The sequence below is a fragment of the Pseudomonas sp. AAC genome, assembly GCF_000725445.1.
Taxonomy (GTDB): domain Bacteria; phylum Pseudomonadota; class Gammaproteobacteria; order Pseudomonadales; family Pseudomonadaceae; genus Pseudomonas; species Pseudomonas citronellolis.
The window spans coordinates 247,116-263,281 of sequence record NZ_KL647100.1; the positions used below are offsets into that span (position 1 = coordinate 247,116).

Below are 16,166 nucleotides of genomic sequence, written 5' to 3' on the forward strand. Positions count from 1 at the left end.
GCCTAGCTGAGAACACTAATTATTTCGAATGATCGTCCGTACACCTCTGAGAGAACCGGCTGAAGGCCCAAGTGGGACTTTTCCGGTCGATGACCAGTCGCGGTTGCACTCAGCAGGAAATCCAAATGGACGCGTTCGAACATCCCTCCTCAATGGCCCAGGCCCTGCGCCAGCGTGCCGGCACCCAACCCGACCGGCTGGCCTTGCGCTTCCTGGCCGAAGACGGCGCCGGCGACCTGGTGCTCAGCTATGCCGAGCTGGACCGCCGCGCCCGCTGCATCGCCGCCGCCCTGCAGGCCCGGGCGGGGCAGGGCGAGCGCGCGGTGCTGCTGTTCCCCAGCGGCCCGGACTACGTCGCCGCCTTCTTCGGCTGCCTGTACGCCGGCATGGTCGCGGTGCCCGCCTACCCGCCGGAGTCGGCGCGCCGCCACCACCAGGAACGCCTGCTGTCGATCATCGACGACTGCGCACCGCGCCTGGTGCTGACCCAGGCCGAACTGCGCGGGGCGTTGCTGGAAGGCTGCCCGGCGCTGTCCGGCGCCGCCGCGCCGCAGCTGCTGTGCGTCGACGAACTGGACCTGGCCGGTGCCGAGGCCTGGGTGGAAACCGAGGTCCGCCCCGAACACATCGCCTTCCTGCAGTACACCTCCGGCTCCACCGCGCTGCCCAAGGGCGTGCAGGTCAGCCACGGTAACCTGGTGGCCAACGAGCGGCTGATCCGCGGCGGCTTCGGCATCGGCGCTGACGATGTGATCGTCAGCTGGCTGCCGCTGTACCACGACATGGGCCTGATCGGCGGCCTGCTGCAGCCGGTCTACAGCGGCGTGCCCTGCGTGCTGATGTCGCCGCGCTACTTCCTCGAACGCCCGCTGCGCTGGCTGGAAGCCATCAGCCAGCACGGCGGCACCGTCAGCGGCGGGCCGGATTTCGCCTACCGCCTGTGCACCGAGCGCGTCAGCGAGTCGGCCCTGGCCGGGCTGGACCTGAGCCGCTGGCGCGTGGCCTTCTCCGGCTCCGAGCCGATCCGCCATGACAGCCTGGACGCCTTCGCCGCCAAGTTCGCCGCCAGCCGCTTCGAGGCCTCCAGCTTCTTCGCCTGCTACGGCCTGGCCGAGGCCACCCTGTTCGTCAGCGGCGGCCAGCGCGGCCAGGGCATCGCCGCCCTGGGCGTGGACGAGGCGGCCCTGGCGCAGAACCGCATCGAAGCGGGCAGCGACAGCGTGCTCATGTGCTGCGGCCGCAGCCAGCCGGAACACGCGGTGATGATCGTCGACCCGCAGGGCGGCGCAACCCTCGGCGAGAACCGGGTGGGCGAGGTCTGGGCCGCCGGGCCGAGCATCGCCCACGGCTACTGGCGCAACCCCGAGGCCAGCGCCAAGACCTTCGTCGAGCGCGACGGCCGCACCTGGCTGCGCACCGGCGACCTGGGCTGCCTGCGCGACGGCGAACTGTACGTCACCGGGCGCCTGAAGGACATGCTCATCATCCGCGGCCACAACCTCTACCCGCAGGACATCGAACGCGCCGTGGAAGCCGAGGTGGACGCGGTGCGCAAGGGCCGCGTGGCCGCCTTCGCCGTGCAGGTCGATGGCGAGGAGGGCATCGGCATCGCTGCCGAGGTCGGCCGCGCGCTGCAGAAGCGCATCCCGGCCGACGCCCTGATCGACGCGATCCGCCAGACGGTAGCCGAGGCCTGCCAGGAGGCGCCGAAGGTGGTGGCGCTGCTCAACCCCGGCGCGCTGCCGCGCACCTCCAGCGGCAAGCTGCAACGCTCGGCCTGCCGCACGCGCCTGGCCGACGGCAGCCTGGGCGCCTACGCCGTCTACCCCGGCCAGGCATCCCCGGCCGGAGCCGCGCCGGAGCAAAGCGCCGATGCCTTGCAGGCGCGCATCGCCGAAGTCTGGCGCGAGCACCTGGGCGTCGAGCGCATAGGCGCGGACGACAACTTCTTCCTGCTGGGCGGCAACTCCATCGCCGCCGCCCAGGTCATGGCTGCGCTGCGCGAGGCCCTGGGCGTCAACCTGAACCTGCGCCTGCTGTTCGAGGCGCCGAGCCTGGCCGCCTTCAGCGCCGCCGTGGCCGATCGCCTGGCCAATGGCGCCGCGGCGCAAGCGCCCATGGCCCAGCTGCCGCGCGGCGGCGACCTGCCGCAATCCGCGGCCCAGCGCCGCCTGTGGCTGAACTGGCAGATCGAACCCCAGGGCTGCGCCTACAACATCCCCGGCGGCCTGCTGCTGCGCGGCGAACTGGACGAAGACGCGGTCTACGACAGCTTCGCCCGCCTGGTGCAGCGCCACGAGTCGCTGCGCACGCGCTTCCTCGAACGCGACGGCCAGGCGCTGCAACGCATCGAGCCGCGCGGCGAGTTCCACTGGCAGGTGCTGCAACTGGACGCCGGCGAAGCCGAACAACGCCGCGAGGCCGAGGCCCGCGAGCCGTTCGACCTGGAAAAGGGCCCGCTGCTGCGGGTGAGCCTGGTGCGCCTGGACGACGACCTGCACCAGCTGTGGGTGACCCTGCACCACATCGTGGCCGACGGCTGGTCGCTGAACCTGCTGCTGGACGAATTCGCCCGCCTGTACGCCGAGGCCCTGGGCGGCCAGGCCGCCGAGCTGGCGCCGCTGCCGGTCGGCTATGCCGAGTTCGCCAGCTGGCAGCGCCAGTGGCTGGAGGCGGGCGAGGGCGCCCGCCAGCTGGGCTACTGGCGCGAACAGCTGGGCGAGGAAGCCCCGGTGCTGGAGCTGCCCACCGACCACCCGCGCGGCAACGCCGCCTCGCCGGCGGCGCGCCTGAGCCTGCGCCTGGACGACAAGCTCGGCCAGGCCCTGCGCGAAGCGGCCCAGGCCAACCAGGCCAGCGTCTTCATGTGGTTGCTGGCGGCCTTCCAGGCCCTGCTGCACCGCCACAGCGGGCAGACCGACATCCGCGTCGGCGTGCCCAGCGCCAACCGCCAGCGCCAGGAAGTCCAGGGGCTGGTGGGTTTCTTCATCAACACCCTGGTGCTGCGCGCCACGCCCGCCCCGCGGCAGGCCTTCGGGCAGTTGCTGGCCCAGGTGCGCGAAGCCACCCTGGGCGCCCAGGAACACCAGGACCTGCCCTTCGACAGCCTGCTGGAAGCCCTGCCGGGCCACGGCGGCCAGCCGTTCCAGGTGCTGTTCAACCACCAGCAGCGCGACCTTTCCGCCCTGCGCCGGCTGCCTGGCCTGCTGGCCGAGGAACTGCCCTGGCACAGCCGCGAGGCCAAGTTCGACCTGCAATTGCAGACCGAGGAAGACGCCCGCGGCCGCCTGCGCCTGAACTTCGACTACGCCGCCGAACTGTTCGACGCCGCCAGCATCCAGCGCCTGGCCGACCAGTACGTGGCGCTGCTGCGCCAGGTGGTGGCGCAACCGCAACTGTGCCTGGGCGACATCGCCCTGGCGACGGACGCGGAACTGGCGCGCCTGGAGCAGTGGGGCAGCGCGCCCTGCGAGCCGGCGCGCAGCTGGCTGCCGGAACAACTGGAACGCGAATTGCCGGCCCATGCCGAACGCGTGGCGCTGCAATGGGACGGCGGTGAACTCAGCCACGCCGAACTGCACGCCCAGGCCAACCGCCTGGCCCACTACCTGCGCGACAAAGGCGTGGGCCCCGACGTGCCGGTGGCCATCTGCGCCGAACGCTCGCCGCAGCTGCTGGTGGGCCTGCTGGCCATCCTCAAGGCCGGCGGCGCCTACGTGCCGCTGGATGCGGACTATCCCGCAGAACGCCTGGCCTACATGCTCGACGACTGCGGCGCCAGCCTGCTGCTGACCCAGTCCCACCTGCTGGAGCGCCTGCCGAGCCTGGAGGGCGTCGCCACCCTGTGCTTCGACGGCCTCAAGCTGGACGGCTGGCCGAGCGGCGCGCCGGGCCTGCACCTGCACGGCGACAACCTGGCCTACGTCATCTACACCTCCGGCTCCACCGGCCAGCCCAAGGGCGTGGGCAACACCCACGCGGCCCTGGCCGAGCGCCTGCAATGGATGCAGGCCACCTATGCGCTGCAGGCCGACGACGTGCTGATGCAGAAGGCCCCGGTGAGCTTCGACGTTTCGGTGTGGGAATGCTTCTGGCCGCTGCTGGCGGGCTGCCGCCTGGTGCTGGCCGGCCCCGGCGAGCACCGCGACCCGGAGCGCATCGCCCAGTTGGTGCGGCAGTTCGGCGTGACCACGCTGCACTTCGTGCCGCCGCTGCTGCAACTGTTCATCGACGAGCCCGGCGTGGAGGAATGCACCAGCCTGCGCCGCCTGTTCTCCGGCGGCGAGGCGCTGCCGACGCAGCTGCGCGACCGCGTGCTGCAACGCCTGCCCGGCGTGGCCCTGCACAACCGCTACGGCCCGACGGAAACCGCGATCAACGTCACCCACTGGCACTGCTCGCTGGAGGATGGCGCGCGCTCGCCCATCGGCCGGCCGCTGGGCAACGTGGTCTGCCGCGTCCTCGACAGCGAACTCAATCCGCTGCCGCCGGGCGCCGCCGGCGAGCTGTGCATCGGCGGCGCCGGCCTGGCCCGCGGCTACCTGGGCCGCCCGGGGCTGAGCGCCGAACGCTTCGTCGCCGACCCGCTGGGCGCGCCCGGCGCGCGCCTGTACCGCACCGGCGACCGCGCGCGCTGGAGCGAGCAGGGCGTGCTGGAATACCTCGGCCGCCAGGACGGCCAGGTGAAGCTGCGCGGCTTCCGCATCGAGCTGGACGAAATCCGCGCGCGCCTGCTGGCCCAGCCCGGCTTGGCCCAGGCCGTGGTGCTGATCCGCCAGGCCGGCAACCTCGGCAGCCAACTGCTGGGCTACTACACCGCGACCGCCGATGCCCCGGCCGAGACCGAACACAACCAGGCCCTGCGCACTGCATTGCAGGCAGCGTTGCCGGAATACATGGTCCCGGCGCAACTCATGCGCCTGGACAGCATGCCCCTGGGCCCCAGCGGCAAGCTGGACCTCAAGGCCCTACCCGAACCGAGCGGGCAGCAGCGCGAGCACGTCCCCCCGCGCGACGAGCTGGAACAGCGCCTGGCCAGCATCTGGAGCGAAGTGCTGGGCCTGCCGCAAGTGGGCCTGGACGACGACTTCTTCGAACTGGGCGGCCACTCGCTGCTGGCCACCCGGATCGTCTCCCGGGCGCGCCAGGCTTTCGCCATCGAGCTGCCGCTGCGCGAGCTGTTCGACGCCAGCCGCCTGGGCGCCTTCGCCGAGCGGGTGCGCCAGCTGCGCGCCGCCGGCAGCCGCGACAGCCAGGGCGCGATCCGCCCCGTGGACCGCAGCCAGCGCGTGCCGCTGTCCTACTCGCAGCAGCGCATGTGGTTCCTCTGGCAACTGGAGCCGGACAGCCCGGCCTACAACGTCGGCGGCATGGCGCGGCTGCGCGGCGCGCTGGACCTGGACTGCTTCGAGCGCGCCCTGCAGGCCCTGGTGCAGCGCCACGAGACCCTGCGCACCCGCTTCCCCAGCGTCGACGGCGTGCCGCACCAGCAGGTGCAGGCGGACAGCGAGCTACGCATGCAGCGCCTGGACTTCACCCACCTCGACACCGACGCCCGCCAGCAGGCCCTGCAGCAACTGGCCGACGACGAGGCGCACAAGCCCTTCGACCTCGAACAGGGCCCGCTGCTGCGGGTGTACATGGTCCGCCTGGCCGAGGACGAGCACTACCTGATGGTGACCCTCCACCACATCGTCACCGAAGGCTGGGCCATGGACATCTTCGCCCGCGAGCTGAGCGCGCTCTACGAGGCCTTCCTGGCCGGCCGCGAATCGCCCCTGGCGCCGCTGCCGGTGCAATACCTGGACTACAGCCTGTGGCAGCGCGACTGGCTGGAAGCCGGCGAACGCCAGCGCCAGCTGGACTACTGGACCGCCCAGCTGGGCGACGAGCACCCGGTGCTGGAACTGCCCGGCGACCGCCCGCGGCCGCCAGTGCAGAGCCACCGCGGCGACCTCTACCGCTTCGACCTGGCGCCGCAGCTGGCCGAGCGGGTGCGCTGCTTCAACGCCGGCAACGGCCTGACCCAGTTCATGACCATGACCGCCGCCCTGGCCGCGCTGCTGTACCGCTACAGCGGCCAGCAGGACCTGCGCATCGGCGCGCCGGTGGCCAACCGCATCCGCCCGGAGAGCGAAGGGCTGATCGGCGCCTTCCTCAACACCCAGGTGCTGCGCTGCCGCCTCGACGGGCAGATGAGCGTGGCCGGGCTGCTGGAGCAGGTGCGGCAGACGGTGATCGACGGCCAGTCGCACCAGGACCTGCCCTTCGACCACCTGGTAGAGGCCCTGCAGCCGCCGCGCAGCGCCGCCTACAACCCGCTGTTCCAGGTGATGTGCAACGTCCAGCGCTGGGAGTTCCAGCAGACCCGCCAGTTGGCCGGGATGACACTGGAATACTGCGTCAACGACGCCCGCGCCACCAAGTTCGACCTCAACCTGGAAGTCACCGACCTCGACCAGCGCCTGGGCTGCTGCCTGACCTACAGCCGCGACCTCTTCGACGAGCCGCGCATCGCCCGCATGGCGCGCCACTGGCAGAACCTGCTGGCGGCGATGATCGCCGACCCGCAGCAGCGCCTGGGCGAGCTGCCGATGCTGGATGCCGGCGAGCAGGATGCGCTGCTGACCTGCCGCGGGCCGCAACTGAGCGACACCCTGCACGGCCTGTTCGCCGCCCAGGCCGCGGCCACGCCGCAGGCCCCGGCGCTGACCTTCGCCGGCCAGAGCCTGAGCTACACCGAACTGGACGCCCGCGCCAACCGCCTGGCGCGCCTGCTGCGCGAACGCGGCGTGGGCCCGGAAGTGCGCGTCGGCCTGGCCCTGGAACGCTCGCTGGAAATGGTCGTCGGCCTGCTGGCTATCCTCAAGGCCGGCGGCGCCTACGTGCCGCTGGACCCGGAATACCCGCTGGAACGCCTGTACTACATGATCGAGGACAGCGGCGTGCGCCTGCTGCTCGGCCAGCCGGCGCTGTTCGAGGCCCTGGGCGCGCTGCCCGAAGGCGTTGGCCGCTGCTGCCCGGCGCAGGAGGGCGCGGCCCTGGCGGCACTGGACGACGGCCCGCTGCCGGCCTTCGCCCAGCCGCAGCACCTGGCCTACCTGATCTACACCTCCGGCTCCACCGGCAAGCCCAAGGGCGTGGCGGTGTGCCACGGCGAGATCGCCATGCACTGCCGCGCGGTGATCGAGCGCTTCGGCATGCGCGCCGACGACTGCGAGCTGCACTTCTATTCCATCAACTTCGACGCCGCCAGCGAGCGCCTGCTGACGCCGCTGCTGTGCGGCGCCCACGTGGTGCTGCGGGCCCAGGGCCAGTGGGGCGCCGAGGACATCTGCCAACTGATCGCCGAGCACCGCGTGAGCATCCTCGGCTTCACCCCCAGCTACGGCAGCCAACTGGCCCAGTGGCTGCAGACCCAGGGCCGGCAGCTGCCGGTGCGCCTGTGCATCACCGGCGGCGAGGCGCTGACCGCCGAGCATCTGCAACGCATCCGCCAGGCCTTCGCGCCGCGCTACTTCTTCAACGCCTACGGCCCCACCGAGACGGTGGTCATGCCCCTGGCGGCCCTGGCCCCGGAGCAGGTGGAAGCCGGCGCCGGCGTACCCATCGGCAGCCTGGTGGGCGAGCGCAGCGCCTGCCTCCTCGACGCCGACCTGGCCCTGGTGCCCCAGGGCGCCGGCGGCGAGCTGTACGTCGGCGGCGCCGGCCTGGCCCGCGGCTACCACGAGCGCCCGGCGCTGACCGCCGAGCGCTTCGTGCCCGACCCCTTCGGCGCGCCCGGCGGGCGCCTGTACCGCACCGGCGACCGCGTGCGCCAGCGCGCCGACGGCCAGGTGGAATACCTCGGGCGCATCGACCAGCAGGTGAAGATCCGCGGCTTCCGCATCGAGCTGGGCGAGATCGAGGCGCGCCTGCAGGAACACCCGCGGGTGCGCGAGGCGGCCGTACTGGCCATCGACGGGCCGAGCGGCAAGCAACTGGTGGGCTACGTGGGCTGCGCAGAGGCGGGCGCCGACGAGGCGGCCCAGGCCGACCTGCTTGAGGCGCTCAAGGCGCACCTCAAGCAGCAACTGCCGGACTACATGGTGCCGGCGCACCTGGTGCTGCTGGAGGGCCTGCCTCTGACCGCCAACGGCAAGCTCGACCGCCGCGCGCTGCCGGCGCCGGACGCCAGCCTCGGCCAGCGCGCCTACGAGGCCCCGCGCAGCGAGCTGGAACGCCAGCTGGCGGCTGTCTGGGGCGAGGTGCTGAACCTCGCCCAGGTCGGCCTGGACGACAACTTCTTCGAACTGGGCGGCGACTCCATCCTCTCCATCCAGGTGGTCAGCCGCGCCCGCCAGCAGGGCATCCAGTTCAGCCCGCGCGACCTGTTCCAGCACCAGAGCGTGCGCAGCCTGGCCGGCGTCGCCCGCAGCGCCGGCGCCAGCCTCGCCGAGCAGGGCGAAGTGCAGGGCGAGAGTGCGCTGACGCCGATCCAGCAGTGGTTCTTCGAACTGCCCCTGGAGAACCGCGCGCACTGGAACCAGTCGCTGCTGCTGGAGCCGCGCCAGGCGCTGGACGCCGAGCTGCTGCGCCAGGCCCTGCTGCAGCTGGTCAAACACCACGACGCCCTGCGCCTGACGTTCCGCCAGGAAGGCGGCCGCTGGCACGCCGAACACCGGGCTGCGGACGATGGCGCCTGGCTGCTATGGCAGGCGCAGGTGGCGAGCTTCGACGACTGCGCCGAAGTGTTCGAGCGCGCCCAGCGCAGCCTGGCCCTGGACGGCCCGCTGCTGCGCGCGGTGCTGGTGGACGGCCCCGGCGCCCAGCGTCTGCTGCTGGCGATCCACCACCTGGTGGTGGACGGCGTGTCCTGGCGCGTGCTGCTGGAAGACCTGCAGCAGGTTTATCGCCAACTCGCCGCCGGCGAAGCGCCGCAACTGCCGGCCAAGACCAGCGCCTTCCGCGACTGGACCGCGCGCCTGCAGGCCTACGCCGGCAGCGAGCCGCTGCGCGAGGAACTGCACTGGTGGCGCGGCCAGCTGGACGGCGCCCCCGGCGCCTGGTTCTGCGACAACCCGCAAGGCCGCAACGACGAGGCCCTGGCCCGCAGCCTGAGCCTGCGCCTGGACCGCGAGCGCACCCGCCAGCTGCTGCAACAGGCCCCGGCGGCCTACCGCACCCAGGTCAACGACCTGCTGCTGACCGCCCTGGCCCGGGTACTCTGCCGTGTCAGCGGCGAGGCCTCGGTGCTGGTGCAACTGGAAGGCCACGGCCGCGAGGCGCTGTTCGACGACATCGACCTCAGCCGCACGGTCGGCTGGTTCACCAGTGCCTTCCCGCTGCGCCTGGCGCCCGCCGGCGAGCCGGGCGAGGCGGGGCTGGCGGCTTCGATCAAGGCGATCAAGGAACAGCTGCGCGCCGTGCCGCACAAGGGCCTGGGCCACGGCGTGCTGCGCCACCTGGGCGACGAGGCCGGGCGCCGCGCCCTGGCCGAGCTGCCGCAGCCGCGCATCACCTTCAACTACCTGGGCCAATTCGACCAGAGCTTCACCGACGACGCCCTGTTCCACCCGCTGGACGAGCCCACCGGGGCCATCCACGACGCCGCCGCGCCACTGCCCAATGAGCTGAGCGTGGACGGCCAGGTCTACGGCGGCGAACTGGTGCTGCGCTGGACCTACAGCGCCGAGCGCTACGAAGAGCAGACCATCGCCGAGCTGGCCAACGCCTACCTCGGCGAACTGCAGGCGCTGATCGCCCACTGCCTGGACGATAACGCCGGCGGCCTGACGCCTTCCGACTTCCCCCTGGCGCGCCTGAGCCAGGCGCAGCTGGACGCCCTGGCGGTGCCGGCGGCGCAGATCGACGACGTCTACCCGCTGACGCCCATGCAGGAGGGCCTGCTGCTGCACACCCTGCTGGAGCCGGGCACCGGCATCTACTACATGCAGGACCGTTACCGCATCGACAGCGAGCTGGACCGCGAACGCTTCGCCGCCGCCTGGCAGGCCGTGGTGGCGCGCCACGAGGCGCTGCGCGCGTCCTTCGCGTGGAATGCCGGCGAGGCCATGCTGCAGGTGATCCACAAACCCGGCCGGCTGCGCATCGAGTTCCTCGACTGGAGCGAACTGCCCGCCGACGGCCACGAGGAACGCCTGCAGGCCCTGCACAAGAAGGAACGCGAAGCCGGCTTCGACCTGCTCGAGGAGCCGCCCTTCCACCTGCGCCTGATCCGCCTGGGCGCGGCGCGCTACTGGTTCATGATGAGCAACCACCACATCCTCATCGACGCCTGGTGCCGCGGCCTGCTGATGAGCGACTTCTTCGAGATCTACGCTGCCCTGGGCGAGGGCCGCGCGCCGCAGCTGCCGGCCGCGCCGCGCTACCGCGACTACATCGCCTGGCTGCAGCGCCAGGACCTGGAGCACTCGCGCCGCTGGTGGCACGGCAACCTGCGCGGTTTCGAGCGCGCCACCTACATCCCCAGCGACCGGCCGATCCTCCACGAGCGCGCGGGGGAGAGCGGCGGGATGATCGTCGGCGACCGCTACACCCGCCTGGACGCCGCCGACGGCGCGCGCCTGCGCGAACTGGCGCAGCGTTACCAGCTCACCGTCAACACCTTCGCCCAGGCGGCCTGGGCCCTGGTGCTGCGGCGCTACAGCGGCGAACGCGACCTGCTGTTCGGCGTCACCGTGGCCGGGCGCCCGGTGGGCCTGCCGCAGATGCAGCGCACCGTGGGGCTGTTCATCAACAGCATCCCACTGCGCGTGCAACTGCCGGCGCCCGGCGCGCGGCAGACGGTGCGCGACTGGCTGACCGGGCTGTTCGAACGCAACCTGGAACTGCGCGAGCATGAGCACCTGCCGCTGGTGAGCATCCAGGAAGCCAGCGAACTGCCCAAGGGCCAGCCGCTGTTCGACAGCCTCTTCGTGTTCGAGAACGCCCCGGTGGAAGTGGCGGTGCTGGACCGCGCGCAGAGCCTGAAGGCCAGCTCCGATTCCGGGCGCACCCACACCAACTTCCCGCTCACCGTGGTCTGTTACCCCGGCGACGACCTGGGCCTGCACCTGTCCTACGACCAGCGCTACTTCGAGGCGCCGACCATCGAGCGCCTGCTCGGCGAGTTCAAGCGCCTGCTGCTGGCCCTGGCCGACGGTTTCCATGGCGACGTGGCCGAGTTGCCGCTGCTGGGGGCCGAGGAACGGCGCTTCCTGCTGGAAGACTGCAACCGCAGCGAGCACGCCTACCCGCTGGAGCAGGGCTACGTGCGCCTGTTCGAAGCGCGGGTGGCCGCGCACCCGCAGCGCATCGCCGCCAGCTGCCTGGACCAGCAGTGGAGCTACGCCGAGCTGAACCGCCGCGCCAACCGCCTGGGCCACGCGCTGCTGGCCGCCGGCGTCGGCTTCGACCAGCCGGTGGCCCTGCTCGGCGAGCGCGGCCTGGACCTGCTGGGCATGATCGTCGGCAGCTTCAAGGCCGGCGCCGGCTACCTGCCGCTGGACCCGGCGCACCCAACGCAGCGCCTGACGCGCATCCTCGAACTCAGCCGCACGCCGGTGCTGGTGTGCAGCGCCGCCTGCCACGAACAGGCCCTGGCGCTGCTCGCCGAACTGGGCTGCGGCAGCCGCCCGCGCCTGTTGGTGTGGGACGAGGTGCAGCACGGCGCGGTCGCCGAGCACGACCCGCAGCGCTACAGCGGGCCGCGCAACCTGGCCTACGTGATCTACACCTCCGGCTCCACCGGCCTGCCCAAGGGCGTGATGGTGGAACAGGCCGGCATGCTCAACAACCAACTGAGCAAGGTGCCGTATCTGGCGCTCGGCGAGGGCGACGTGATCGCCCAGACCGCCTCGCAGAGCTTCGACATCTCGGTCTGGCAGTTCCTCGCCGCACCGCTGTTCGGCGGCCGCGTGGCCATAGTGCCGAACGCCATCGCCCAGGACCCGCAGGCCCTGCTGGAACACGTGGTGGAGCAGGGCGTGAGCGTGCTGGAAAGCGTGCCCTCGCTGATCCAGGGCATGCTCGCCGAGGAGCACAAGGCATTGCCCGGCCTGCGCTGGATGCTGCCCACCGGCGAGGCCATGCCGCCGGAACTGGCGCGGCACTGGCTGCAGCGCTACCCGCAGGTGGGCCTGGTCAACGCCTACGGCCCGGCGGAATGCTCGGACGACGTGGCCTTCTTCCGCGTCGACGCGGCCTCCACCGAGGCCACCTATCTGCCCATCGGCAGCCCCACCGACAACAACCAGCTGTACCTGCTGGATGCCGAAGGCGACTTCGAGCTGGTGCCCCTGGGCGCCGTGGGCGAGCTGTGCGTGGCCGGCACCGGCGTCGGCCGCGGCTACGTCGGCGACCCGCTGCGCACGGCCCAGGCCTTCGTCCCGCACCCGTTCGGGGCGCCGGGCGAGCGCCTGTACCGCACCGGCGACCTGGCGCGGCGCCGCGCCGACGGCGTGCTGGAGTACGTCGGGCGCGTCGACCACCAGGTGAAGATCCGCGGCTTCCGCATCGAGCTTGGCGAGATCGAGGCGCGCCTGCACGAGCTGCCGGAGGTGCGCGAGGCCGCCGTGGCTGTGCAGGAAAGCGCCACCGGCAAGTACCTGGTCGGCTACCTGGTGCCCGCTGCGACGGTAGTAGAGGAGGGCGCCTGGCTCGAACAGGTGCGCCAGCACCTGCGCGCCGACCTGCCGGACTACATGGTGCCGCTGCACTGGCAGGTGCTGGCGCGCATGCCGCTCAACGCCAACGGCAAGCTCGACCGCAAGGCCCTGCCGGCGCTGGACATCGGCCAGGCCCTGGCGCACGCCTACCAGGCGCCGCGCACCGAGCTGGAAGGCACCCTGGCGCAGATCTGGGCCGAGGTGCTCAAGGTCGAGCGCGTCGGCGTGCTGGACAACTTCTTCGAACTGGGCGGGCACTCGCTGCTGGCCACGCAGATCGCCTCGCGGGTGCAGAAGGCCCTGCAACGCAACGTGCCGCTGCGGGCCATGTTCGAGTGCAGCACGGTGGAAGAACTGGCCAGCTACATCGAGGCCCAGGCCGCCAGCGCCATCGACGAGCGCAAGGCGGCGCGCCTGGACGACCTGATGTCGCAGCTGGAAATGCTCTAGCCCGGCACTTCCCGCGGGGCAGCCGAGGCCCCGCGGGGGTATCGCGAAACACCTGCAGCCCACGCGCGGTTCGCCGCGCGCAGGCCGCCCCGCGCCCGCGGAAAGGGCGCCGGGGCAGGGCGCGGCCGGCAGTAAATCCCGAGCGCCGCGCTGCGTTATCCACTACAGCCGCTCCGCCATCGCGGGGCACCCGTCAACCGTGGCACACCACCACGTCTCGAGGTTGAAGACATGCAAGTCGCTACCAGCGTCATCGATGACCAGCCTGCCCATGCCGAACCGGCCGCGGGCGAAACCCTCTACGAATTCAGCGAGTCGCCGTTGCTGGCGCGCCAGCGCCACCAGGAATCCAACGCGCGCAGCTACCCGCGGCGCATCCCCCTGGCGCTGAAGAAGGCCCGCGGGCTGTACGTCGAGGACGTCGAGGGCCGCCGCTTCATCGACTGCCTGGCCGGCGCCGGCACCCTGGCCCTGGGCCACAACCACCCGGTGGTGATCGAGGCGATCCAGCAGGTGCTGGCCGACGAACTGCCGCTGCACACCCTGGACCTGACCACCCCGGTGAAGGACGCCTTCGTCCAGGACCTGTTCGGCCTGCTGCCGCCACAGCTGGCGCGCGAGGCGAAGATCCAGTTCTGCGGGCCCACCGGCGCCGACGCCGCGGAAGCTGCGCTCAAGCTGGTGCGCACCGCCACCGGGCGCAGCACCGTGTTGTCGTTCCAGGGCGGCTACCACGGCATGACCCAGGGCGCCCTGGGGCTGATGGGCAACCTCGGGCCGAAGAAGGCCCTGGGCGCGGTGCTGGGCAACGGCGTGCAGTTCCTGCCGTACCCCTACGACTACCGCTGCCCCTTCGGCCTCGGCGGCGAGGCCGGGGTGCGCGCCAACCTGCACTACCTGGAGAGCGTGCTGAGCGACCCGGAAAGCGGCGTGCCGCTGCCGGCGGCGGTGGTGGTGGAAGTGGTGCAGGGCGAGGGCGGCGTGGTGCCCGCCGACCTGCAGTGGCTGCGCGGCCTGCGCCGGATCACCGAGAAGGCCGGGGTGGCGCTGGTGATCGACGAGATCCAGACCGGCTTCGGCCGCACCGGGCGCATGTTCGCCTTCGAGCACGCCGGCATCGTCCCCGACGTGGTGCTGCTGTCCAAGGCCATCGGCGGCAGCCTGCCGCTGGCGGTGGTGGTCTACCGCGACTGGCTGGACACCTGGCAGCCCGGCGCCCACGCCGGCACCTTCCGCGGCAACCAGATGGCCATGGCCGCCGGCTCCGCGGTGATGCGCTACCTGAAGGAACACGACGTGCCCGGCCACGCCGCGGCCATGGGCGAGCGCCTGGCCGAGCACCTGCGCATCCTCCAGCGCAGCTACCCGCAGCTGGGCGACATCCGCGGCCGCGGGCTGATGCTCGGGGTGGAAGTGGTCGACGCCGAAGGCGCCGCCGACAGCCTCGGCCACCCGCCGGCCAACCCCGCGCTGGCCTCGCGCATCCAGCGCGAATGCCTGCGCCGCGGGCTGATCCTCGAACTGGGCGGCCGCCACGGCGCGGTGGTGCGCTTCCTGCCGCCGCTGATCATCAGCGCCGAGCAGATCGACGAAGTGGCCCGCCGCTTCGCCCGCGCGCTGGCTGCGGCGGTGCCTGCCGGCAAATTGTAGGAGCGCGCCCTGCGCGCGATTTCGCGGGCAGGGCGCGCTCCTACATGGGAATGGCGCGGGTGGGGCAGCGTAGGAGCGGATCTTATCCGCGAATCGCGCCGGAACCCCCGGCTATCGCGGACAAGGTCCGCTCCTACGAAGACGAAGAGCTTCACCACCTAATTTTCCCGCCACCCACTTCGTTAACCCATAGCGGCCACCCCTGGGGCGGCCGGCCCATCCAGTTGAGGAAAGCGCAATGACTTCTGTATTCGACCGCGAAGACATCCCATTCGAAGTGGTGGTGAACCACGAGGAGCAGTACTCCATCTGGCCGCAGTACAAGGAAATCCCCGCCGGCTGGCGCGCCGTGGGCAAGAGTGGGCTGAAGAAGGACTGCCTGGCCTATATCGAGCAGGTCTGGACCGACATGCGCCCGCTGAGCCTGCGCCAGCACATGGACAAGGCGGCCGGCTGAGTGGCGCTGCGACTCTTCTGCCTGCCGTACTCCGGCGCCAGCGCCATGGTCTACAGCCGCTGGCGGCGCAAGCTGCCGGCCTGGCTGCAGCTGCGCCCGGTGGAGCTGCCGGGGCGCGGCGCGCGCATGGCCGAGCCGCTGCACACCGAGCTGGCCGGCCTGGCCCGGCAGCTGGCCCGCGAGCTGCACGACGAAGTGCGCCAGGGCCCCTACGCGCTGTTCGGCCACAGCCTGGGCGCGCTGCTCGCCTGCGAGCTGCTCTACGCCCTGCGCGAGCTGGGCAGCCCGACGCCCCTGGGGCTGTTCGCCTCGGGCACGGCGGCGCCGTCGCGGCGCGCGGAATACGACCGCGGCTTCGCCGAGCCGAAGAGCGACGCCGAACTGATCGCCGACCTGCGCGACCTGCAGGGCACCCCCGAGGAAGTGCTGGCCAACGCCGAGCTGATGAGCCTGACGCTGCCCATCCTGCGCGCCGACTTCCTGCTCTGCGGCAGCTACCGCCATCAGCGCCGCGCGCCGCTGGCCTGCCCTATCCAGGTGCTCGGCGGGCGCGCCGACAAGGCCAGCGAGGAACAGCTGCTGGCCTGGGGCGAGGAAACCTGCGCCGACTTCGAACTGCAACTGTTCGACGGCGGGCACTTCTTCATCCATGAGCAGGAGGCCGCCGTGCTTCCCTGCATCGAGCGGCGCCTGCAACGCTGGCGCGCGGGCGAGGGTTCGCTCGCTCCGCTGGCGCAAGCCGCGACCTTCTGAGCCCATCGGCAACGCGCGGGCCGGGTGCTGGCGACGGCACCCGGCTTTCGCCGCTTCCTTCTTATAACTATTTGATATTTAGGTAGAAATTATTTCCTGCCGGCCGTCCCGATCAGCGCCGCGAAGCTAATTTTCCGCCGTTCCTGTCCGTTCCCCATGAGCCCACTCGAGCCCTGGCGCTCGTTGCCCACGTGCACGGAAGAAGACAG

4 protein-coding genes are annotated in these 16,166 nt (G+C 71.7%); all 4 read left to right on the forward strand.

Features of this window, described 5'->3' with window-relative positions; all coding sequences use genetic code 11:
* Window positions 1–125 precede the first annotated feature (125 nt).
* The 4 genes from FG99_RS24675 (at window position 126) to FG99_RS24690 (ending at window position 15,957) form a co-directional block, all read left to right on the forward strand.
* Entirely contained in the window at window positions 126–13,097 is a 12,972-nt protein-coding gene (locus FG99_RS24675) for a non-ribosomal peptide synthase/polyketide synthase (protein ID WP_043272767.1), read from the forward strand.
* Between the two features lie 231 nt (window positions 13,098–13,328).
* A complete protein-coding gene (locus tag FG99_RS24680) occupies window positions 13,329–14,747 on the forward strand; it encodes an aspartate aminotransferase family protein (protein WP_043272768.1) in 1,419 nt (472 codons plus the stop codon).
* A 238-nt stretch (window positions 14,748–14,985) separates the two neighbouring features.
* Complete coding sequence (locus tag FG99_RS24685; RefSeq protein WP_009622053.1) at window positions 14,986–15,204, forward strand: MbtH family protein; 219 nt, start codon at window positions 14,986–14,988, stop codon at window positions 15,202–15,204.
* Complete coding sequence (locus FG99_RS24690; RefSeq protein ID WP_043272769.1) at window positions 15,205–15,957, forward strand: thioesterase II family protein; 753 nt, start codon at window positions 15,205–15,207, stop codon at window positions 15,955–15,957.
* Window positions 15,958–16,166: the final 209 nt, after the last annotated feature.